A 21,761-nucleotide genomic window follows, 5' to 3' on the forward strand; every position below is an offset into this window, starting at 1 on the left:
CATGACGCCGAATATCTATCAACAACTGGGGTTGAAAAAGGTCATTAACGCCTGCGGCAAAATGACCATTCTGGGCGTCTCAAGCGTCGCGCCGGAGGTCATGCAGGCCACCGCGCGCGCGGCTTCCGCTTTCGTCGAGATTGATGCGCTGGTGGAAAAAACCGGCGAACTGGTATCGCGCTATACGGGTGCTGAAGATAGCTATATCACCTCGTGCGCCTCGGCGGGTATTGCCATTGCCGTCGCTGCCGCTATCACCCACGGCGATCGGGCGCGCGTCGCCCTGATGCCGGACAGTAGCGGTATGGCCAATGAGGTAGTGATGCTGCGCGGGCATAATGTGGACTACGGCGCGCCAGTCACCAGCGCCATTCGTCTTGGCGGCGGGCGCATAGTGGAAGTGGGGTCGAGCAATCTGGCGGCCCGCTGGCAACTGGAAAGCGCCATTAACGAAAAGACCGCCGCGCTACTGTATGTGAAATCACACCATTGCGTACAGAAAGGCATGTTGAGCATTGACGATTTTGTACAGGTGGCGCAGGCCAACCACCTGCCGTTGATTGTCGATGCCGCGGCGGAAGAGGATTTGCGCGGCTGGGTGGCGAGCGGCGCGGATATGGTTATCTATAGCGGCGCGAAAGCCTTTAATGCGCCAACCTCCGGCTTTATCACTGGTAAGAAAACGTGGATTGCCGCCTGCAAAGCGCAGCACCAGGGGATTGCCAGGGCAATGAAAATCGGCAAGGAAAACATGGTTGGGCTGGTGTATGCGCTGGAGAATTACCACCAGGGCCAGACGACCGTGACCGCAGCACAGTTACAGCCGGTCGCGGAAGCGATTTCCGCCATCCATGGGCTTTATGCCGATATCGAACAGGATGAGGCCGGGCGTGCAATCTGGCGTATTCGTGTGCGGGTGAACGCATCAGAATTGGGGCTGAACGCGCAGGACGTCGAAGCGCAGTTGCGCGGCGGCGAGATAGCGATTTACGCCCGCAAATATCAGCTTCATCAGGGGGTTTTTAGCCTCGATCCACGCACGGTAGCCGAAGGGGAAATGGCATTGATTGTGGCGCGACTCAGGGAGATTGTAGAACATGCAGCAGATTAATTTTTATCGTCAGCGGGTAGCGATTAACGTGCTGGCAAAGGATATCGCCAACGCGAAGGCTATCTATGAAGCCGCCGAAGGCCATGCGGTCATTGGCGTACTTTCCGCGCAGTTCGCTACGGTAGAAGAGGGCGTGCCGGAGGTGAAACGCTGGATGGCGGAGGTGCCGTCTATCTCAGTGGGTCTGGGCGCAGGCGACCCGGCGCAGTACTACAAAGCGGCGATGATTGCCGCCCATACTCACCCGGCCCACGTCAACCAGACCTTTACCGGCAGCGGCTTCGCAGCGGGCGCACTGGCGGCGACAGGCGGCGAGCAAACACATATTAACGCCCTGGTCAGCCCGACGGGAACGCCTGGCGAGGTGTTGATTTCTACCGGCGTCAGCAGCAGCCAGGGAACGCCAGCCCGCGTTTCCTGTGAAGCGGCGGTACGCATGATGCAGGATATGGGCGCACATGCGGCGAAGTTTTTCCCGATGGGCGGCGAAAAGTCGTTACCGGAACTCTATGCGCTGGCGACAGCCGCCGCCCGCCACGGCATGACGCTCATCGAGCCGACCGGCGGTATCTCACTGGATAATTTCGGTATTATCCTGCAAACCTGCCTGGAGGCAGGCGTGCCGCGCGTCATGCCGCATGTTTACAGCTCGATTATCGATCCGCAAACCGGCAATACGCGCCCCGAAGACGTCATTCGGTTGATGGAGATAGTCAAAGCGCTGGTGTGAGATTTATCGCCGAAGAGCGCTGCGTTCACCTGGCCTACAGATGACGTGTATTTGTAGGCCCGGTTAGCGTTACGCTACCGGGCGATAATGCGTAGCAGGCCGGGCAAAAATGTACGTATTGCAGCCGTCAGTGATTCCCTTTCGAGCCTCCTCGCAGGGTTAAATTTTCCTGAATGCTGTCTGTATTTTTGGCGAGTACAGTGGCGTCATCTTATTCCTCAGGTGACGGATCGCCATGAAAAAAAGCCCCACGTCCACGCCTCATGATGCGGTATTCAAAACGTTTTTACGCCATCCGGATACCGCGCGGGATTTTCTCAATATTCATCTTCCCCATTCGCTAAGAATACGTTGCGATCTGACGACGTTGAAACTGGCGCCGGACAGTTTTATCGAGAAAAATTTACGCGCGTTTTATTCCGATGTCCTTTGGTCGCTAAAAACGTGTGAAGGCGACGGTTATATCTATGTCGTTATAGAGCATCAGAGTACGCCGGACGCGCATATGGCGTTCCGGTTAATGCGTTACGCGACTGCCGCGATGCAGCGCCATCTGGATGCTGGCCATAAAACGTTACCGCTGGTGATTCCCATGCTGTTTTACCATGGCGCGAAAAGCCCGTATCCCTTTTCGCTGTGCTGGCTGGATGAGTTTGACGATCCTGCACTGGCGCGTCAGCTTTATGCGACGGCATTTCCACTGGTAGACATTACGGTGGTGCCGGATAACGAGATTATGCAGCATCGACGTATCGCGATGTTGGAGCTGGTACAAAAGCATATACGTCAGCGCGACCTGATGGGATTGGTCGAGCGCTTAGCGGTACTTCTGATTACGGGAAACGCTAATGACAGTCAGCTAAAAGCGCTGTTTAATTATTTGCTAATACAGCATGGCAGCACGCCTCGTTTTGGCAAGTTTATCCGCGAGGTGGCGCGTCGTGTTCCCCAACACAAGGAGAGATTAATGACGATCGTAGACAGAATACGTGAATCGGGGCGCAGAAAAGGTAAGCGTGAAGGCGTGCAACAAGGTATACATCAAGGTAAGCAGGAGGAAGCCTTGCGTATTGCGCATACGATGCTGGAACAGGGGATCGAGCGAGAGATGGTGCTGATGATTACCGGGCTTTCTGACGAAGAGATTAAGGCAAAGCGCCATTAAACTTTTCCCTCTTCCGCCCGGTAATCGTGATTATCGACGGCGTTAAGCGGCCCGCGCGCGTCGACGGGAATCGAGGGAGATCAGAATCACTGACGAGAGAATGAGCAGCGTGCCCAGCCAGTCCGGCAAGGTAAAACTAATCCCCAACAGCAGTAGCGACAGCAGGGCGCTGCTTAACGGTTCCGCGCAGCTTAAAATGCTGGCTTTGGGGCCACCAATCAGTTGCGCGCCTTTCAAATACAGGCTGAACGTCAGCGACGTACCGATCACCACCAGGTAGAAAAAGGCCAGAATCAGGCTGCCGCTCACCGCAAAGTGCGTTCCTTCTTTAGCGTAGAAGGGCAGCAGAATAAGGCCGCCAAAGGACATACTCCAGCCGACTACTGGCAGCGTGCCGTATTGGGCGATTAGCCTGGAAGGCCAGGTCGTATAAAAGGCGGCGGCAAATGCGGAGGCGATACCCCAGAACAGCGCGCCTGAAGAGATCGACAGCGATGTTGGATTGCCGTGAGTCACCAGTAAAAAGGTGCCGATAAGCGATGTAAGAATGGCGGTTAAGACCAGAATGCCTGGTCGTGTTCTTCGCGCTAATGCAAACCACGCCACAATAATGGTCGGCGATAAAAATTGCAGCACTGTCGCGGTGGCGGCATTGGATTTTTCAATCGTAAGCAGGAAGGTTAGCTGAACGGTGAGCGCGCCCACCACGGAGAAAATCAGCAGGCTCAGTGCATCTTTGCGGTTTTTAAGAATCGAAAATATCTTATCGCCGTGCATAAAGGAGAAGGTCACCAGTATCAGCCCGGCGAATAACAAACGTATCATCGTCAGGAACTGTGACGACATACGGCTTTGCTCCATGATGTACTGCGCGCAAACGCCTGAACTCCCCCACAATACGGCGGCAATCAGGACGTTTAGCGTCCCTTTTCTGGTGGAACCCATTTTTTCCTCGTCATGTTGTTTTATTTTTTTACGTGCAGGCATCATAACAGAGCTATCGTCGGCATTAAGCAGGAATTTATTGTTTAATGATTTCAGGCGAGCCTGTTATTGACATAATATTGTCATTTTTTTGACATAGGAAAATATCAAACAAACTTAAACAGATCGTCACTATCCCCGCCTTTGCACTTTACAGAACATATTGACTGACTATAATAAGCGCAAATTCATGCAGGAGTAATATGTTGGACAGTCACTTTTACGTAAATCATCTGGCAAGTTAACGCACGCTATTCCTGCGCTGCTTGCCGAACCGGTGGGCAGCAATCTCCCCTTGTGACGATTGTCATCCCAATAATGTTACAACACGCGCATTGTCGCGAGGTAATCGTCATGTTCATGTTTAAACACGCTTTATTTCCTCCGCCGTTAACACGACGCTAATTGCCTCAGGGCAGAAATTTGTCGTGTGCTAAATATAGCACGTACTTATTCTTCCAGAAAAAATGGAGGAACGTATGTTAATGTTTCCTTATATTTTAAATTTACTGGCTGCTATGCTGTTGGGCGCGCTGATTGGCGCGGAAAGACAATGGCGTCAACGTATGGCGGGATTACGCACTAATGCGCTGGTGGCGACAGGCGCCGCCGTTTTTATTCTGAGCTCCATGACGACATCGCCAGACAGCCCCGGGAGAATTGCGGCGCAGATTGTCTCTGGTATTGGCTTTCTGGGGGCGGGCGTCATCATGCGCGAAGGGATGAATGTGCGCGGGCTGAACACTGCGGCAACGCTATGGTGTTCGGCGGGCATCGGCGTGTTATGCGGCTTAGGGCAGTTCAAAAATGCGCTGGCGGCGACGATCATTATTCTTTGTGCCAATATTTTATTGCGTGAAGCGGCGCAGCGTATAAATCAACTCCCGGTATCCGCCGAGGGAGAAAAACGTTATATCCTGAAAGTAACCTGTAATAAAGAAGATGAGAGCGCGGTTCGCCAGTGGTTACTGAATATCGTAAAAGAGGCCGCGATCTGTTTACAAGGGTTAGGTTCGGTCCCCGCTCAGGAACAGGGCTATAAAGAAATTCGTGCCGAGCTCGTGGGTCATGCTGATTATCGTAAAACGCGAGAATTGATTATATCCAGAATAGGTGATAACGATAATATCACCGCAATTCACTGGAGCATTGATAGTCAATAATAGTTTTTTATTCAATTTCAACATTACGCCAGACGTATAAGGAGGGAATGATGGATATTCCCGAGTCGATAAAATAAAACCCACTCAAAATAGTGAGTAAGCAATAACCTTTTTTATGCATAGATAATTCTCCCGGGGCATTCACCTTCAAATCGTGAGTTTACTATTCCCTGGGCGTGATATGCAGGAAACACTACACCTTAATTTTGGGGATTCATCATGACTGACATGAACATTGAAAACCGGAAAATCAATCGCCCGGCGTCAGAAAATGATAAGCAGCATAAAAAAGTATTTCCGATCGAAGCGGAAGCTTTTCATAGCCCGGAGGAGACACTGGCGCGGCTGAACAGCCATCGTCAGGGCCTCACAACGGAGGAGGCCAGCGAACGGTTGAAAGTGTATGGGCGCAATGAAGTGGCGCATGAGCAAGTTCCTCCGGTGCTGGTTCAGCTTCTGCAGGCATTCAATAACCCGTTTATTTACGTTCTGATGGCACTGGCAGGGGTCAGTTTCATCACGGATTACTGGCTCCCGTTACGCCGTGGCGAAGAGACCGATCTCACCGGCGTGCTGATTATTCTGACGATGGTCAGTTTGAGCGGGTTATTGCGTTTCTGGCAGGAGTTTCGCACTAACAGAGCAGCCCAGGCGCTGAAAAAGATGGTGCGCACCACCGCCACGGTGTTGCGTCGTGGGCCGGGCAATATAGGCGCGGTGCAGGAAGAGATTCCCATTGAAGAACTGGTGCCGGGCGATGTGGTTTTTCTGGCCGCAGGCGATCTGGTGCCCGCCGACGTCCGACTGCTGGCGTCGCGCGATCTCTTTATCAGTCAGTCAATTCTTAGTGGTGAATCATTACCCGTAGAAAAATACGATGTTATGGCTGATGTGGCAGGTAAAGACAGCGAGCAATTGCCTGACAAAGATAAAAGCCTGTTAGATTTGGGCAATATCTGTCTGATGGGAACCAATGTAACCAGCGGCAGAGCGCAAGCGGTCGTGGTTGCGACGGGAAGCCGTACCTGGTTCGGCTCGCTGGCGAAATCCATTGTGGGTACGCGTACCCAGACGGCTTTCGATCGCGGAGTCAACAGCGTGAGTTGGCTGTTGATACGCTTTATGCTGATCATGGTGCCAGTTGTCCTGCTGATTAATGGTTTCAGTAAGGGAGACTGGGTAGAGGCTTCGCTGTTCGCGCTGGCGGTTGCGGTGGGGTTGACGCCGGAAATGTTGCCCATGATTGTCAGTTCCAACCTGGCAAAAGGTGCGATTGCGATGTCGCGGCGCAAAGTGATCGTCAAGCGCCTGAACGCTATTCAAAACTTCGGCGCGATGGATGTGCTGTGTACAGATAAAACCGGCACCTTAACCCAGGACAATATTTTTCTGGAGCATCATCTGGATGTGAGTGCTGTAAAAAGCAGCCGGGTATTGATGCTGGCCTGGCTGAATAGTAGCAGCCAGAGCGGCGCACGGAATGTGATGGATCGCGCCATACTGCGTTTTGGCGAGGGCCGCATCGCACCATCGACAAAAGCGCGCTTCATTAAACGCGATGAACTGCCATTCGACTTTGTACGTCGCCGGGTATCGGTCCTGGTGGAGGATACGCAGCATGGAGACAGATGCCTGATCTGCAAAGGCGCTGTTGAAGAGATGATGATGGTAGCCACCCATCTTCGCGAAGGCGATCGTGTAGTGGCGCTGACGGAAACACGCCGCGAGCTGCTGCTGGCGAAAACCGAAGATTACAATGCGCAGGGATTCCGTGTATTGCTGATAGCGACACGTAAGCTGGATGGCTCCGGGAACAATCCGACATTAAGTGTGGAGGATGAGACCGAACTTACCATCGAAGGGATGCTCACTTTTCTCGATCCGCCGAAAGAGAGCGCCGGTAAAGCGATTGCCGCGTTGCGGGATAACGGCGTGGCGGTCAAAGTCCTCACCGGCGATAATCCGGTCGTGACGGCGCGTATCTGTCTGGAAGTGGGTATTGATACGCACGATATCCTGACCGGAACCCAAGTTGAGGCGATGTCGGATGCCGAACTGGCATCTGAGGTGGAGAAACGCGCAGTATTCGCCCGGCTGACGCCGTTACAAAAAACGCGTATTTTGCAAGCGCTACAGAGAAATGGTCATACCGTTGGTTTTCTTGGGGATGGGATCAACGACGCGCCCGCGCTTCGTGATGCGGATGTGGGGATTTCCGTCGATAGCGCCGCCGATATTGCTAAAGAGTCATCAGATATTATTCTGCTGGAAAAAGATCTCATGGTGCTTGAGGAAGGCGTCATCAAAGGGCGGGAAACCTTTGGTAATATCATTAAATACCTGAATATGACCGCCAGCTCTAATTTCGGCAATGTTTTTTCGGTACTGGTAGCCAGCGCGTTTATTCCATTTCTGCCGATGCTGGCGATTCATCTGTTGATCCAGAATTTGATGTACGATATTTCGCAGTTGTCGTTGCCGTGGGACAAAATGGATAAAGAGTTCCTGCGTAAGCCGCGGAAATGGGACGCGAAAAATATTGGTCGTTTTATGCTATGGATTGGCCCAACGTCTTCTATTTTCGATATCACAACCTTTGCGTTGATGTGGTACGTCTTTGCGGCTAATAACGTAGAGGCGCAGGCGCTCTTTCAGTCCGGCTGGTTTATTGAGGGTCTGCTCTCGCAGACACTGGTCGTGCATATGCTAAGGACGCAGAAAATACCGTTTATCCAAAGTCGGGCGACGTTGCCGGTATTATTGACGACCGGCTTGATTATGGCGATAGGCATTTATATTCCATTCTCACCTTTGGGTGCGATGGTTGGACTGGAGCCGCTGCCGCTGAGATACTTCCCGTGGTTGGTGGCGACACTATTGAGCTACTGTCTGGTGGCGCAAGGCATGAAGCGCTTTTATATCAAACGCTTTGGCCAGTGGTTTTAATGATGTTTGAGGATCGCCCAGATGAATCGCTCACCCGATAAAATCATCGCGCTGATATTTTTACTGATTAGCCTGTTGGTGTTGTGTTTAGCCCTCTGGCAAATCGTTTTCTAACGAGGTGACGCCATGCAAAAAAGAGGGTTGGACGAAATCTTTTATCAGGTTGTCCTGATAGCAATCATCCTGATTTTACTGACTATCTGGATACGATAAGCTGCTGTTGGCGAGCCCCGCTTAAAATAAGAATCGATGCAGTTGTTCTTTTTATGGCGGGGCGCTATTTTCATGGTATCCCACATCAGAAGGGCAATATCATGAATAATCGTCGTGGTTTAACCGCCGTCCTGGCGACGTTGATTATGTTTTCCCTGAGCGCTACGCCTGTGCTGGCGAATCCGGGAAATGGCAATGGCGGCGGACATGGTAATAACGCGGCTAATCAGGGTAATAACGGTAACGGACATAAAGGAAATGCCGGGCAAAAAACGGAACACCGTAAAAATGGCGGTAAACCGGATCACGTCGAGTCGGACATTAGCTATGCTGTCGCCAGGCAACTGGCAGTGAATTTAGGGCTGACGGGTTATCAGTCTTTACCTCCGGGGATTGCGAAAAATCTGGCGAGAGGAAAACCGCTGCCGCCGGGAATCGCTAAAAAAACGGTGCCGGCGTCTATGCTGGGACAATTACCTTATTATCCGGGCTATGAGTGGAAAATCATTGGGGATAATCTGGTGCTGATCGCGCTCAGTACCGCGGTGGTCACGGCGATTATTAATGGCGTATTTGATTAAGAGCCTATCCCACCAGGCGTTATTGGCGCAGCCAGTTTGGACACGGACAGCGCGCAAAAACCGGAGCGTACACGTAGTACGTGAGGTTTGACTCGCTACGCTCGCCCTTCGGGCCGCCGCAAGCGGCGTTCAAAACGCTAACGCGTTTTGGCGAGCACTGCCCAGGACCAAATGGCAAGTAAAATAGCCCCATTAAATGGGGCTATTTAGCCGCTTCAGGGCGTTATTTATGCGCGTTGAGAATCCAGCAGTTCATTATTTTTTACTACTTCCTGCGCTTTGGTATAACTTTCAATCAGTAGCTGATAGGCCGGGAATATTTTGGTATATACATCCGCCCATTCTGCGGCATCTTCCCTATTCCAGGTACGTTGCAGCTCAGAGGCTACCGCCGCGGTATCCATTGGTACTACGCCCGCCTGCACCACGCGGGCCATCGTAATTTCCTGCGCCATTTTACTGTACGTACCGGAGGCATCAATTACCGCAAATACCTTGTAACCTTCCGCGACGGCGCTGATGGCTGGAAAAGCCATGCAGACACTGGTAATAGTACCGGCGATGATCAGCGTTTTACGGCCTGTCGCTTTTACCGCTTGTACAAAATCGGCATTATCCCAGGCATTAATTTCCCCTTTACGCGCGACATATTGCGCGTGTGGCGCATTCGCATGGATTTCCGGAATCAGCGGACCATTCGGTCCCTGTGGTACGGATGCGGTAGTAATGACCGGCATATTGCATAAGGTAGCGATCTTAGCCAGCGCCGCGGCGCGCGCGCGTAATTCCGGCATCGGCATGTCGCCGACGGTCTGAAACAGGCCACTTTGGTGGTCAATCAGCAGCATTACTGCGTCGTTAGCATCAATGGCAGGGCGTTGACCGTTAAAATTCGCGGGTGTAGACATAATTCATTCCTTGTTGTTGCCTTTCACTGATAATCACTATCAGTGTTAAAGTCATTAATCGCCGGGGCGATTTCCGTTTTTAAGCTGATGACAGTAATCCGTTGCCGATCCTGGATTACCCTGTTGAGTTCTTTCTGAAGGAATATTCATCGGCATCACCTTCAGTCGATTTACTTTCACGCGAATCTGTTATCACAACAATATTCATATTATGAATAAATGTTTCTATTTTACATGTCAGAGAGGATTATTGATTGAAAAAACAGGCAATATCCCTACAAATTGTTTCTGATAGATAGTTTTAAACTTGTTTAGTATAAGTTTGAAATAGTTCAATTAAGAGTTAACTTATTTATATTTAAATAACATAAAGCGTAGCTTAAATATTAAGTGGGAAGCGTGATGCTATTAAGTATGGCTACTGTAACTCTTAATAAATTGAAAACTATCCCTACATAACGAGTGCTGCTTTTTTGGATATTACAAGCCATTATAGGAACACGTTGAATAAAACCCTGTCTTTTATTTGGGGTAGATTATCAGGATATGTTTTTCTCATGATTTATATATGAGATATTAAAGCGTAGTGGCACAGTAAATTTGGCTACTTTATTAAAGGTGATATTCTCACCTCAATACAAAACAGGAGACTTAACGAACAAGAAAACCAAACGTACTTTCACCCCTGAGTCTGCTATAATGAGAAAAGCGGTGTCTACGCTTACCTGTTAATGTCTTATGCCTCTCGCTCTTCTATATGATCGGTATGTGCAGGGGACAATCCATGTCCTGCTACGCAGCCACAGCATCAGACTATACTCAGTGGTGTCTATTAACCCTCTCCAACTACGTTATGTTTTGGCATGGTAACAATGCGATGTTATGGATAATTAACGATAATATTGAATTTAATCCAGAAATGAATCGCCTGGCGTCATTATCGAGGCCAGATCTCAACATTATTCTGACAACGCCTGCCAGCCGCTGCTTGCGCCTTCTGCTGGAAAACGCCCCCTCCGTCGTCTCACAACAAACATTCTTTCAAAAAGTGTGGGAAGAAGACGGCATGGTGGTGTCGGCAAATACGCTTTATCAGAATATCTCCATTATTCGCCGCGGATTACGTACCGTTGGCGAAAATGAAGATACGCTGATAATTACGGTTCCGCGTAGAGGCTTTCAGATTGAGCCTGGTGTGAGCCTCATGACCATCCGCAAAGACTTCGCTCAGACAATAGAAAAAAAGGGTGAGACGCCGCCGCGTATGTCAGAGCGTTGGTTTAAACATTATGTACCTGTACTTTGGATGACCGGGACATTTGCTGTCGGTATTTTGCTTGGCACTATAAGCTGGCAAACCGTTCCTGATAAGGATTTTTATGATCGCTACACGCTGGTTGAAACAACCCAGGGTTGTCATTTTTTCTCGCGGAATGAAGATATCGAAAGCGGTAGCCGCTTTGCAGGCTATAAGTCAATGATTCTAAAAACCGGTATGGATTGTCAGAAATACCCATGGGTCTATTTTCCTTCCAGCAGTCGCACCCCAGCGGTTACGGCATTGATTTGTCAGCAACCTTATAAAACGCGCGGTGATACAGGCTGCGTGACGCTTTTTTTCCGCGGGGTGACACATGGGTAAAAAGGCACTGATGTTAGCCTGCCTGACGTTACTGTTTCTGGGAGTAGGGCTTGGACATCTTTTTCATTTGTATACGGAAAAGAACCGGGATCCAGAGAAATGTACGGCGCCTGTGATTGTGTTTTATAACAACACTCAGGCTAACCTGACGCTGGATTTTATGTATTCGCTGAAAAAACGTACTGGGGTGGTTTCCATCAGCGGAACGTATTACGTCGATAATAAAATGAGCGGCGTGATCCGCCGTGATGTTTCCTATGTATGGAGTGAAAATAAAGACAGCACCCATTTTATATCGACGGATATCAACAAAGTCACGCGTGACGAAACACTGTCCGATGCGGTTATCGAGACGGTTTTACCCGATTTTTATGTCTATCCAGGGAAAAGTATCAGTTACACCATCCTGACTCAGGGCCATCGTGGCTTTATGTTCACCATCGGGAAACGCCCGATATTTTTCTGTACACATTAAGCGGTTTTGGAAGCCGTTCATGAAACATATCAGCCAAATGAAAGCGCTTCCGGGTAAAAGCCGCTGAAGATCAGCGGCTCTGTTGTTACCTGAATCAGAAACTGTATTTAACCCCCAGTAGGCCTTGGGTATTACTATAGCCCTGGTCACCTACCTGCTGCGCCACGTTGCCCCATACGTTCAGGCGCGGGGTAATTTGTCCTTCAATACCCACTTTCAGTTCACCAATATTTTTTGTACCACGCATATCGCTGCTGACATCGTCCATTTTCACGCTGGCAGGCTGCGTATTATGGATCCAGTTCGCCTCCACAAACGGCTGGAACTCTCGAGATTTATCGTCATCAATAGCGTTGTGGCCGTTAATATAGGCTTTTACGCCCATGCGGGTTAGCAGATTACCGGCGGTATCATCCTTCACGAGAGTACCGTTGGCTTCGCGATGGTCGTCAGCCTGCACGCCCATCCATACCACCTGCGCTTTGGGCTGCAACCAGTAGCTTTGATGCGCGCTTTCACCTAACCTGAAGCTGTAACCGGCTTCAACCGAGGCGGTAATTCCTTTGGATTTATATTTCTCAGCGGCCTGATCCTGACCCATCACCTTGTTATCAAACCAGTTGTACAGCATCCAGGTATCCACATAAGCCCCAGACCGATCGATATTGTTAGCATACCAGGTGCCGTAAAGGCCGACGCTGTAACCGGTGACTTGACCACGGGAATGATAGTCACTCACGGACGACTGCGTGCGGTTCTGGCTGTTGGCATAACCTGCCATTGCACCAATATGCCAACGGTCAAGACCGTCAGTGCTCCACTGTGCCAGATCGCCTCCCACTTGTAACACATAGCTGTTGATGCGGGTTTTTAGCTGCCCGCTGCCATCGTTGAAGCGAGTATGGGCGCCGACGTTACGCATCCACAGGCTGGTGACCTTCTTCTCACCCGTCAGCATGTCGGTGTACTGGGTTTCACCCAGACGGTCATGGAGACGCGTCATGAACAGCGTATTTGCCGCATAGTTGTTGGCAAGATAGCTGCCCACTTCCGGACGGAACTGATGTTCTGTTATCGGCGGTGTGTCAGATTGCCCTATGTCAGGAATGACCGGATCAGGGATGACCGGGTCTACTGGCTCAGGGTCTACAGGATCAGGGGCCACCGGATCGGGAATAACAGGGTCAGGGATGACCGGGTCTACTGGATCAGGGTCCACCGGATCGGGAATGACAGGGTCAGGGATAACAGGGTCTACTGGATCAGGAATAATCGGTTCGTCCGGCTCAATGTAGCTGGTCAGATACCAGTTTTTACCTTTCTGCACCACGTTGTAGTCATAGGCTCCGGCAACAATACGGCTTGCTTTTTCGAAAGTACCGTTGGAATTGCCAGCAACGTTAACAATTTCAATACCTTCAATGGTTTGCGCCCCGGCTCCTCCAATATTATTTACTGCAACAAATGTGTTACCTGAAGTATTGCCGAGAACCTGCAGCCTGTCCGTTTCGGAATCATCATCGTTGAGCACAGTATTAAAGACCAGCTTACCGCCGTTGCCTACATAATCTTCATTGATGGTGAGCGTTTGCCATGGCTCGCCATCTTCATGGCTGAAGTTAATGGTTGCGCCACTATTCAGCGTCAGGTCAGTGAGCGTTGAGCTGCTGGTCATATTCCAGGTCGCATCGCTCATTTGTACAGAGATAACGCCTGTGCCCGCCGTAGCGCTGGTGATGTATGATGCCCCGTCCCACCGCGAGTTGTCCGTCATATTGAGCTTAATCGTACTGTTCTGCTGCGGTAGCGTACCGCTGGCAGCGGTGGCGCCAGCAGCACGAATATCACCGTCGATGACGAAACGTCCTCCTGAAGAACCGTCAACAATGCCGCCAGTCTCCGTGCTGATGGCGTAACTTTCGCTACTGTTATCGCCCGCCATAGTAATAGCCGCACCGCCTGACAGATTAATGGCGCCTCGGGAGAGGGCGTATAAACCGGCAGGGGCTTTACTATAGGATGCAGCCTTACTGGCGCTGTTAACGCTAATAGCGGCATTCTCTCCCAAATTAACGGTAGCGTTAGTTGCATATACCGCGTGTGCGCTGGCACCGTTCACCGTAATAGTAGCGTTGTTGCCAAGCTCGGTTCTGGAGGAGGATGCTGCGTAAATCCCCGTAGAGGATGCGCCGGAGGTTTCGATGGTTGCATCGTCACCCAGACGAATCAACGAACCACTTTGTCCGGTACGCAGCCCCTCCGAACTGTCGCCGGTAGTAACAATATGTGCACGATTGCCGACGACAATCGTATTTTTGGCACGTGACGCATCCCGCATGGCGTTAGCTGTAATTCCACGTCCCTGGCTACCTGTTGTTTTGATATACAGATCGTCGCCGACGTAAATATTGGCCGATCCGGTCCAACCCTGGCCCAGGGAGTTATATCCGGCGTTAATACCGTCACCATCCTGACCATCCACGTAGATGTTGGTACGGTCACCGGTAATAATAAATACCGGGTTATCCGGAGTATTTGCGCCGTGAGTACGGATGCCATCGACGTCTCTACCATTATTCGCGGCATTCGCCGACTGCGTCCGAATGGTCAGGTCGTTGCCAAAAATCACGCCCGGACTTCCCGTCCCGCTGTTCTGAATAACCGTGACAGTGTGTTCAAACGCCTCCGCGCCCGGCCCATTAAGCGTGAGGCCATTGCCATAAACCGGGATGGTGCCGGTGTTCCACTGATAAACGTAGTTGGGCATGGTACCGGCTTTGGTGAAACCGGTACTGGCCTGAGCGGGAATAATAGCCTGTAATTCCGGCGGCAACTGGCTGACCAGCCCACTGGATGGCAGACTATCAACGTCAACCCAGGCCGCCTGGGAGGGAAATACCATAGAGGCTAACGCTGCTGATACCGCTATGGCGATGAATGAGTAATTTTGGGGAGTTGGCATTCTGCCTCCTGCATTATGGCGTAAAGCGTCTTCCACATCGCAATAATATGGAAATAATAAAAATGGAAACGGATCTATAAAATATTTGATATTATTTTATGAATGCTATGCCCTAGCTTATTTTCAAGCCGCAACTTATGCACATAAAGTTTCTTAATATCAATATTGTCAATATTTACAATCTGCTGAATACTTATTCCTGATACAAAACGCTTCAGTAATATAAATTCCGTATAGTTAAGCGTTCGTCCACGTTTACTGTTGGCAAGCCGACCGGTAAACAAGCGGTGCATCTTTTGCTGTTGCACAATATCATCGTCATCGGAATAAATAATTCCTTGTATTTTATTGCTTTTCAAAATCCAGTAATTGGCCAGCGGAGTTAAACTTTTGTCAGAAATCAGGACAATATGCATACCACTGTTTGCCAGACTGTCAGCCCATTGTAAATCGGTAAATCGTCGAAGATTCGGGAAAGAAAAATCAACAAAGATAAAACCGCTGGATAAATGGTTGTGTCTATCAAGCAATAACTTTTCAATAAACCCTTTTTTCAGGAAAGCATTACCATCTGGCCAGATGGAAAATGCCGCATTATGGCAGTATTGCACCCGTACTGCGCTGTCAGGAAATAATTGACAGGATAAATCGCAACTAATGCAATGGACAATTTGTGAAGGCTTTCTCATCATCCTGAACGACTCCCGTCGATGTTTCTATTAATATTTCATTGGTAAATAAATGTGTCAATCCAGATAATATACAGTGCTACGGCTGTCAAAAGTCGCGAATTATTGTCAGTGTCATAAACTCCTGGAAAGACCTAAAATGCAGCTTTAAGGAACCATGACAGATCCGACAGTCGTAATACATCATTTCGGATTCGTATTTCACTCATTGAGATTTTTATACAGTATCTCCAATATCATAAAAAATCTTAAAACAGCACTATTTGCTAAATCATGAGAGTGATAAATAACGGTTCTCAATACCATCTGTCTACTGCCTTCGTCACTATCGGGGTGATGTGATGAAATATAAAAGTAAATCCTGTAAACCTGTAATGAATTCTTATTATTAAAACCTAATTTAAGATTTTTTCTTTTATTGCATTGTTATTCAATGACTTAATGGTGAAATTTGTGCTCTCATCAACTTCTTATATACAAATTTAAGACTATTTTATAGAGACACATGTAAACTTTAAGAGGGTGTAATGCTAATGCCATGAGAAAATCTTGTAACTTAACGCCGGGAGTTATACCTTGCCAATAAGTTGATCTAACTTAATTCTGATCGTGACGGTCTGAGCACCTGACAGAGTTATCGGTCGAAGCAACTTCAGCTTCTGGCTTCTCTTTTCAATTGTTCATCTGATGAAAACTCTTTCCCGGAGCACATTAGTGAGAAACAGAATGTGGTCAAACCTAATGTCTATAGATGTCGCCAGTCACTTCAGAAATATCCGCCTCCTGGCAGATATCTTTAACCGTTCGTCCGGCTTCGACCAACTTAATTACGGCGATGTTCTGATGCTCAGTGAGACGGGCTTTACACATAGAGATTTCTTCGTCTTCGTCAGTAGATCGATTACGTGATCTCTAAATGTGAATAGCACGATTATGTGGAGTAATATGAGTACCTGGTATAAGAATGTATACGGATATTTTACTACTGAAATATAATAATGGGAGGGGTTACGAATAAACAGGACGTATGGAGAACAAGGGTATAAAGATGAAATGCTTGCAGTATCTAATAGATAACAATGAAAAATCAGGTAACTGAGAAACTATTCAATGTTTAGGATGATGTGACATTAAGTCATTCAGCCGCTACAGCACATTATCAAGATAATTTCGTCTGGATAAAACGGAGGAGTGAATCGCCACAGGTTTAACAGACACCGCAGAGTCATTTAAGATGACTTAAAGAGAGGAGCCCATGAGCGGTAAATGTTATCCCAAAGCGTTTAAAATTAAAGCGGTAAAACAGGTTATTGAGCGCGGCCATTCTGTTTCCAGCGTCGCAACACGTCTTGATATTACTACCCATAGTCTTTACGCCTGGATAAAGCCGCCACATTCACGACGGCATCATGTTGATCTGAATCTGACGGGGCATACAGGCAGTTCTGGCTAGAATCGGGCTGTGTTTATGGCTATCGCAAGATCTGTCTCGATCTGCGGGATATCAGGAACAATGCGGTGTAAGCAAAGTCTGGTGGTTGATGCAACGTGTGGGGATAAAGGCTCGGGTCGGATACCGAAGTCCACGGGCGCGTGGCAATTCATTTTATTGAGGTCAGAAGAGGTTAATTGGCGATCACAGGGGGCGTATTTGGTAATCAACTTTCTGATATGTAATATTTTTTAATTGTTGTGATTTTATGTTATACACATTTATATACATATCTTATACTCATACTTTAACTATGGAGTAAGCTAAAAATTATATTTAAAGGGTTGTAATACTATAATTTACATCAACTTGTGAGTGGACGATCCCATTAGATTACTTTATTATGCGAGTTTTCAAGACCTCTCATCTCTTGAAAATATTTTCTGTTCAATTTTGTATAAAAATGAGGGTCAATACTCTTTGCGTAAGCAATGTAACCTGAAAGTTTATTATAATCTTCTTTTTTTAATCTACCTTTAGATAACAGAGATAAATATAACCGTATCTTATCCTTCATTGACCTATGTAAGGTAACATGAAAATCATGGCAGATTTTTAATCCAGTGGCAATTATACTTCCACCTGAAGCACTGCAAATGTGGATTTTATCATTGTTTATTTTAAAATTAGGCTCGACTTTTCTTATTGAGCTTTTTATAGCATTTAATATTTGAGCACTTTTCCCCCTCCGATTTGTAGATATGATAATATCATCTGCGTATCTTGTATATATAGCATTAAGACTGTCTATGGAATTGAGATTCAAAGTTAGTTTTTCGTCAAACTCTCTTGCGACAAAATTCGCAATAATAGGTGATGTAGGAAATCCAATTGGAAGACTAGAATCTGAAATGAAGCATATAGTTTTTATCAGTTGCAAAAGTTCTTGATCATATATTCTGGGAAATTCAATGAGATCTCGATAAGTATTAAAAGCATGCTCAAAATTACTGTATTTTATTGAGGGGAAAAAGTCTTTCAGGTCGACTTTGACATAATATTTATTTTTAGCCGTTGCGTGCATAAGAGCATTACTTTTGATGGAGCGTTTTTTAACAAATGCATAGGCTGCATTATGAATAGGTAGATTTGAGAATACATTATTTATAAGCCAATATTGTATTAGTTTTACTTTAGATGAAGGGTGATAAATCGTCCTGATACCACCATTTCTTTTAGGAATATACCATTTTTTAGGCAATTCAGGGGATCGCATCACCTCGCTGGTGAATCCTTTTCTCATCAATGTCTCAGCGTCAATTAAGTTATATATTTCCATTGTTTTTAATCCTATCTAAATTGTTTTTAAGGAAAAATACCTTGAACATTGATGATATGCTGTCCATATCAAAATCATATTTAAAATAATACTGCTTGTAAAGTGAGTAATAAAAATCATCCTTACAAGAAATAATTTTTATAGCCATCAAAATACCAAGATGCTTCAGCAATTCCTTTCTATAAAAACTATCCTTTCCGAATATTTTTATCGCTATTTCAATGAGCTCATTTAGTTTTAATGGGCCGCAAGCTAAAATTATATCATGTATAAACCTAACTGAATCTTTATTAAAGTTATTTGAGGGATCTAAATCTTCTTTTTTTAGGGTCCTTGCAATTGCTCGATCATTTCTTGACAATATGTCATATAAGGGATTAAATATCTGGCCTATTCCATCTGACCGCTCAATGCTTTCATTTCCTTCAGCCATCTTATAATGCAAAAAATAGCCTGATTGTTGGGACTGTTGTGTAATTGCTTTTATCGGACCCATATTTATAAAAGATTTCTCGTTAATAAATTTTGTATTATTAATAATAATAAGTTTCTTACGTAATTGTTTACTGTATGCAAATGCCCCAAGTTCGGTAAAAGATGAAAAGCTTTCTAAAACAATTATAATGTGATCGGCAAGTTTTGATAGATCGGCTTCTATATCTAATAAATTATCAGAGGATGAATCCTCTTCATCTTTACTAAGCTCTTTGAACACCAGTTCAGCAAGAAAGAAATGACAATTACTAAGATGTTTCTCAGAAAAATCTATTAGTTCTATACGTCTTGCTGAAGGCTCTCCATTATTTTTATTGGCTCCACATAGGAAAATAAATTTTTTCACATCCCCGGGACACTTTACTTTGTTTTTTCCAACATACGTTGCAAACAAATTAGTAGCTCTATGAACTTCTGTACCGACTTTTTTGAGCTGGGTTAACATTGGTCAAATCCTTACACACCAAAATGTTAGGGGACAGAAAAAACCAAACCTACTTGAGCACGTCGATCAGTTATCGGATCGGTGGCCCCCAGCCGCCGCTCCGATAACTGAACGACGGGCATAGTTAAAATTCTAGGCGAAACCATGACTCATGGCCCGATGGGCTGTTAACCCATAAAATGCTAGGTTTGGTTACTTAAAACTCTCATATTTAGCATATAGATTCAAGTAGATGAGAGAAGGATTAAAGATAAAAGAATCTTTTACGTAGTTACTGATCACACTATTCATTAAGCGTTTTTATGTAATAATTTCAATGCATTGCTTGGTGAATGTTTAGTGGATAGTGAATATTTGACTCATCATTCGGCTCATAAGGTCGTAGCTGCCAAATGACATTAGCCGCGCTTTACCTGCAAAACGAAAGCGGAAACGCCAGCCTTTTGAGCCGTCTGGATTGATGAGTAATGACAGCCCTTGTCCATCGTTCATTGTGTAGGGTTTGTCTTGAGGCTTTGCTCGTTTGATTTGTATGTCTGTAAGTGCCATGTGTATAAGTCAAAAATGTGTATAAAAAATCTATACACATCACTATACATATTTTTCATGGATTCAGGGAGAACTTGTCGGACGGTTACGGATGAGTGATTTACTAACTATATTGAAAATAAAGAATTTTTAGATGTTCTCGGATAGCTACGGAGCAATTTTGGCGGAAGATCACAGGAGTCGAACCTGCCCGGGACCGCTGGCGGCCCCAACTGGATTTGAAGTCCAGCCGCCTCACCGGAGACGACGATCTTCCGCGCCTCGATTGCTACATGGAGGCGCGCGCATTATAGCTACTTCCTGACGTTTCCACATCCCCTCCCGTGCTTTTTTAACTTCCCTTTCCTTCTGCCATGATCGGTTTCATATAAACCCCCATAAAATCCATTAGTTACATTTCATCACACTTTTTGGCGCTACCCTGATCACAGAAAACAAGAATCGTAATTTGATAACCAAATAACGGAATATTCACGCTCGCAGGGAAGGTTTACAAAAACTGTAACCGGTATCAGTGAGCGTTGTAAGCGTTAAGGATGCGTAATGAAAAGTGAGATTCTCTCCGTTAAGGAGAAGATTGGCTATGGTATGGGCGATGCCGCGAGCCACATCATCTTTGATAATGTCATGTTATATATGATGTTCTTCTATACCGATATTTTCGGCATTCCCGCTGGTTTTGTCGGCACCATGTTTTTACTGGCGCGTGCGCTTGATGCCATCTCCGACCCTTGCATGGGCCTGTTGGCCGACCGTACCCGCTCTCGCTGGGGCAAATTCCGACCCTGGGTGCTGTTTGGCGCGTTGCCGTTTGGTATCGTTTGTGTGCTGGCTTATAGCACGCCGGATCTCAGTCTGAACGGCAAAATGATTTATGCCGCCATCACCTACACGTTGCTCACCCTTCTGTACACTGTGGTCAACATCCCTTACTGCGCGTTGGGGGGTGTAATAACCAATGACCCAACGCAGCGTATCTCCCTGCAATCCTGGCGCTTTGTGCTGGCAACGGCGGGCGGAATGCTCTCTACCGTACTGATGATGCCTCTGGTGAAACTGATTGGCGGCGAGAATAAGGCGCTGGGCTTCCAGGGGGGTATCGCGGCGCTCTCGGTGGTGGCATTCCTGATGCTGGCGTTCTGTTTCTTTACCACCAAAGAGCGCGTTGAAGCGCCTGCCACCCATACCTCCATGCGTGAAGACCTGCGTGATATCTGGCACAACGACCAGTGGCGCATAGTCGGCCTGCTCACCATCCTGAATATTCTGGCGGTATGCGTGCGCGGCGGGGCGATGATGTATTACGTCACCTGGATATTGGGCAAACCGGGCGTGTTTGTCGCCTTCCTCACCACCTATTGCGTCGGCAACCTGATTGGCTCGGCGCTGGCAAAACCGTTGACCGACTGGAAATGCAAAGTGAGCGTTTTCTGGTGGACCAATGCTTTACTCGCAGTAATCAGCGTGGCGATGTTCTTCGTACCGATGCACGCCACGATCGCTATGTTCGTCTTTATCTTTGTGATTGGCGTATTGCACCAGTTAGTCACGCCTATCCAGTGGGTGATGATGTCTGACACCGTCGACTACGGCGAATGGTGTAACGGCAAACGCCTGACGGGGATCAGTTTTGCCGGCACGTTGTTCGTGCTGAAACTGGGTCTTGCCCTCGGCGGGGCGCTGATTGGCTGGATGCTGGCAGGCGGCGGTTACGACGCGGCGGCGAAAACGCAAAACAGCGCCACGATCAGCATCATCATCGCACTGTTCACTATCGTCCCGGCCATCTGTTATCTGCTGAGCGCCGCGATCGCTAAACGCTACTACACCCTGAAAAGCCCGTTCCTGAAAACCATTCTGGAACAACTGGCGCAGGGCGCACACCGCAACGAACAAGAATTTACCCATAAAGAATTGCAAAACTAAAGGAAC

Annotated in this window: 17 protein-coding genes, 1 tRNA gene and 3 pseudogenes; 12 read left to right on the plus strand and 9 right to left on the minus strand. The window is 47.5% G+C overall.

The window, feature by feature from the left end; translation table 11 throughout:
- Position 1 precedes the first annotated feature (1 nt).
- From dgaE to ACLD3P_RS14435, 3 genes are all read left to right on the plus strand, one after another.
- On the plus strand, positions 2 to 1,111 hold the full coding sequence (gene dgaE / locus ACLD3P_RS14425) for a D-glucosaminate-6-phosphate ammonia lyase (protein ID WP_131046721.1): 1,110 nt from the start codon (positions 2 to 4) through the stop codon (positions 1,109 to 1,111).
- Positions 1,098 to 1,841: a 2-dehydro-3-deoxy-phosphogluconate aldolase gene (gene dagF / locus ACLD3P_RS14430; protein ID WP_001631336.1), complete on the plus strand. Its 744-nt coding sequence runs from the start codon at positions 1,098 to 1,100 to the stop codon at positions 1,839 to 1,841. Before dgaE ends, dagF begins: the two co-directional genes overlap by 14 nt.
- Before the next feature lie 235 nt (positions 1,842 to 2,076).
- Complete coding sequence (locus tag ACLD3P_RS14435; RefSeq protein WP_000749536.1) at positions 2,077 to 3,006, plus strand: Rpn family recombination-promoting nuclease/putative transposase; 930 nt, start codon at positions 2,077 to 2,079, stop codon at positions 3,004 to 3,006.
- A 42-nt stretch (positions 3,007 to 3,048) separates the two neighbouring features.
- Here ACLD3P_RS14435 and ACLD3P_RS14440 read toward each other — a convergent pair whose 3' ends face one another.
- On the minus strand, positions 3,049 to 3,951 hold the full coding sequence (locus ACLD3P_RS14440; RefSeq protein WP_131046722.1) for an EamA family transporter: 903 nt from the start codon (positions 3,949 to 3,951) through the stop codon (positions 3,049 to 3,051).
- A 506-nt stretch (positions 3,952 to 4,457) separates the two neighbouring features.
- Here ACLD3P_RS14440 and ACLD3P_RS14445 point away from each other — a divergent pair.
- From ACLD3P_RS14445 to cigR, 5 genes are all read left to right on the plus strand, one after another.
- Positions 4,458 to 5,153, plus strand: coding sequence for an MgtC family protein (locus ACLD3P_RS14445; RefSeq protein ID WP_000392699.1), 696 nt, complete (start codon positions 4,458 to 4,460; stop codon positions 5,151 to 5,153).
- A 219-nt stretch (positions 5,154 to 5,372) separates the two neighbouring features.
- Positions 5,373 to 8,099, plus strand: coding sequence for a magnesium-translocating P-type ATPase (gene mgtA / locus ACLD3P_RS14450; RefSeq protein WP_131046723.1), 2,727 nt, complete (start codon positions 5,373 to 5,375; stop codon positions 8,097 to 8,099).
- 21 nt (positions 8,100 to 8,120) lie between these two features.
- On the plus strand, positions 8,121 to 8,213 hold the full coding sequence (gene mgtR, locus ACLD3P_RS14455) for a protein MgtR (RefSeq protein WP_001082117.1): 93 nt from the start codon (positions 8,121 to 8,123) through the stop codon (positions 8,211 to 8,213).
- Positions 8,214 to 8,225: 12 nt separating this feature from the next.
- Positions 8,226 to 8,312 carry a magnesium transporter protection protein MgtU gene (mgtU, locus tag ACLD3P_RS14460; protein ID WP_253777138.1) on the plus strand — a complete coding sequence of 29 codons (87 nt, stop codon included), beginning with the start codon at positions 8,226 to 8,228 and terminating at the stop codon, positions 8,310 to 8,312.
- Between the two features lie 101 nt (positions 8,313 to 8,413).
- Complete coding sequence (cigR, locus tag ACLD3P_RS14465; protein ID WP_115285537.1) at positions 8,414 to 8,893, plus strand: anti-virulence regulatory inner membrane protein CigR; 480 nt, start codon at positions 8,414 to 8,416, stop codon at positions 8,891 to 8,893.
- A gap of 227 nt (positions 8,894 to 9,120) precedes the next feature.
- On the opposite strand, the gene ACLD3P_RS14470 is transcribed toward cigR, so the two are convergent.
- On the minus strand, positions 9,121 to 9,801 hold the full coding sequence (locus ACLD3P_RS14470; RefSeq protein WP_000106461.1) for an isochorismatase family protein: 681 nt from the start codon (positions 9,799 to 9,801) through the stop codon (positions 9,121 to 9,123).
- Between the two features lie 784 nt (positions 9,802 to 10,585).
- Here ACLD3P_RS14470 and ACLD3P_RS14475 point away from each other — a divergent pair.
- Together ACLD3P_RS14475 and ACLD3P_RS14480 are read left to right on the plus strand one after the other, a co-directional pair.
- Positions 10,586 to 11,443 carry a transcriptional regulator gene (locus tag ACLD3P_RS14475; protein ID WP_131046724.1) on the plus strand — a complete coding sequence of 286 codons (858 nt, stop codon included), beginning with the start codon at positions 10,586 to 10,588 and terminating at the stop codon, positions 11,441 to 11,443.
- Between the two features lie 10 nt (positions 11,444 to 11,453).
- Complete coding sequence (locus ACLD3P_RS14480; protein ID WP_001521985.1) at positions 11,454 to 11,918, plus strand: hypothetical protein; 465 nt, start codon at positions 11,454 to 11,456, stop codon at positions 11,916 to 11,918.
- A 94-nt stretch (positions 11,919 to 12,012) separates the two neighbouring features.
- On the opposite strand, the gene misL is transcribed toward ACLD3P_RS14480, so the two are convergent.
- From misL to ACLD3P_RS14495, 3 genes and pseudogenes are all read right to left on the minus strand, one after another.
- On the minus strand, positions 12,013 to 14,880 hold the full coding sequence (gene misL / locus ACLD3P_RS14485) for an intestinal colonization autotransporter adhesin MisL (RefSeq protein ID WP_131046725.1): 2,868 nt from the start codon (positions 14,878 to 14,880) through the stop codon (positions 12,013 to 12,015).
- A gap of 74 nt (positions 14,881 to 14,954) precedes the next feature.
- Complete coding sequence (locus tag ACLD3P_RS14490) at positions 14,955 to 15,572, minus strand: helix-turn-helix transcriptional regulator (RefSeq protein ID WP_000984809.1); 618 nt, start codon at positions 15,570 to 15,572, stop codon at positions 14,955 to 14,957.
- A 756-nt stretch (positions 15,573 to 16,328) separates the two neighbouring features.
- Positions 16,329 to 16,439 (minus strand): annotated as a pseudogene (locus ACLD3P_RS14495) (transposase); the annotation flags it as partial.
- A 385-nt stretch (positions 16,440 to 16,824) separates the two neighbouring features.
- Here ACLD3P_RS14495 and ACLD3P_RS14500 point away from each other — a divergent pair.
- A pseudogene (locus tag ACLD3P_RS14500) lies at positions 16,825 to 17,164 on the plus strand (transposase); the annotation flags it as partial.
- Positions 17,165 to 17,389: 225 nt separating this feature from the next.
- Here the strand turns inward: ACLD3P_RS14500 and ACLD3P_RS14505 are convergent.
- The 4 genes and pseudogenes from ACLD3P_RS14505 to ACLD3P_RS14520 form a co-directional block, all read right to left on the minus strand.
- Positions 17,390 to 18,340 carry a retron St85 family RNA-directed DNA polymerase gene (locus ACLD3P_RS14505; protein ID WP_080250800.1) on the minus strand — a complete coding sequence of 317 codons (951 nt, stop codon included), beginning with the start codon at positions 18,338 to 18,340 and terminating at the stop codon, positions 17,390 to 17,392.
- On the minus strand, positions 18,327 to 19,280 hold the full coding sequence (locus ACLD3P_RS14510; protein ID WP_023210794.1) for a retron St85 family effector protein: 954 nt from the start codon (positions 19,278 to 19,280) through the stop codon (positions 18,327 to 18,329). Before ACLD3P_RS14510 ends, ACLD3P_RS14505 begins: the two co-directional genes overlap by 14 nt.
- A 369-nt stretch (positions 19,281 to 19,649) precedes the next feature.
- Positions 19,650 to 19,829: pseudogene (locus tag ACLD3P_RS14515) on the minus strand (Arm DNA-binding domain-containing protein); the annotation flags it as partial.
- A 161-nt stretch (positions 19,830 to 19,990) separates the two neighbouring features.
- A tRNA-Sec gene (locus ACLD3P_RS14520) sits at positions 19,991 to 20,085 on the minus strand.
- Between the two features lie 287 nt (positions 20,086 to 20,372).
- Here ACLD3P_RS14520 and ACLD3P_RS14525 point away from each other — a divergent pair.
- Positions 20,373 to 21,755 (plus strand): glycoside-pentoside-hexuronide family transporter, encoded by a 1,383-nt coding sequence (locus ACLD3P_RS14525; protein ID WP_000834259.1) that lies wholly within the window; start codon positions 20,373 to 20,375, stop codon positions 21,753 to 21,755.
- Positions 21,756 to 21,761: the final 6 nt, after the last annotated feature.

Origin of the sequence: Salmonella sp. 741265073_HBA, from assembly GCF_046569105.1 — a bacterium.
Classification (GTDB): domain Bacteria; phylum Pseudomonadota; class Gammaproteobacteria; order Enterobacterales; family Enterobacteriaceae; genus Salmonella; species Salmonella enterica.

Bases quoted from the DNA above. Each gene is read 5' to 3' on its own strand.
- dagF (WP_001631336.1), top strand. From the start codon at position 1,098: ATGCAGCAGATTAATTTTTATCGTCAGCGGGTAGCGATTAACGTGCTG.
- ACLD3P_RS14440 (WP_131046722.1), bottom strand. From the start codon at position 3,951: ATGGGTTCCACCAGAAAAGGGACGCTAAACGTCCTGATTGCCGCCGTA.
- ACLD3P_RS14445 (WP_000392699.1), top strand. From the start codon at position 4,458: ATGGAGGAACGTATGTTAATGTTTCCTTATATTTTAAATTTACTGGCT.
- ACLD3P_RS14470 (WP_000106461.1), bottom strand. From the start codon at position 9,801: ATGTCTACACCCGCGAATTTTAACGGTCAACGCCCTGCCATTGATGCT.
- dgaE (WP_131046721.1), top strand. From the start codon at position 2: ATGACGCCGAATATCTATCAACAACTGGGGTTGAAAAAGGTCATTAAC.
- ACLD3P_RS14505 (WP_080250800.1), bottom strand. From the start codon at position 18,340: ATGGAAATATATAACTTAATTGACGCTGAGACATTGATGAGAAAAGGA.
- ACLD3P_RS14510 (WP_023210794.1), bottom strand. From the start codon at position 19,280: ATGTTAACCCAGCTCAAAAAAGTCGGTACAGAAGTTCATAGAGCTACT.
- mgtR (WP_001082117.1), top strand. From the start codon at position 8,121: ATGAATCGCTCACCCGATAAAATCATCGCGCTGATATTTTTACTGATT.
- ACLD3P_RS14435 (WP_000749536.1), top strand. From the start codon at position 2,077: ATGAAAAAAAGCCCCACGTCCACGCCTCATGATGCGGTATTCAAAACG.
- ACLD3P_RS14480 (WP_001521985.1), top strand. From the start codon at position 11,454: ATGTTAGCCTGCCTGACGTTACTGTTTCTGGGAGTAGGGCTTGGACAT.
- misL (WP_131046725.1), bottom strand. From the start codon at position 14,880: ATGCCAACTCCCCAAAATTACTCATTCATCGCCATAGCGGTATCAGCA.
- mgtU (WP_253777138.1), top strand. From the start codon at position 8,226: ATGCAAAAAAGAGGGTTGGACGAAATCTTTTATCAGGTTGTCCTGATA.
- ACLD3P_RS14525 (WP_000834259.1), top strand. From the start codon at position 20,373: ATGAAAAGTGAGATTCTCTCCGTTAAGGAGAAGATTGGCTATGGTATG.
- ACLD3P_RS14490 (WP_000984809.1), bottom strand. From the start codon at position 15,572: ATGATGAGAAAGCCTTCACAAATTGTCCATTGCATTAGTTGCGATTTA.
- mgtA (WP_131046723.1), top strand. From the start codon at position 5,373: ATGACTGACATGAACATTGAAAACCGGAAAATCAATCGCCCGGCGTCA.
- cigR (WP_115285537.1), top strand. From the start codon at position 8,414: ATGAATAATCGTCGTGGTTTAACCGCCGTCCTGGCGACGTTGATTATG.
- ACLD3P_RS14475 (WP_131046724.1), top strand. From the start codon at position 10,586: ATGTCCTGCTACGCAGCCACAGCATCAGACTATACTCAGTGGTGTCTA.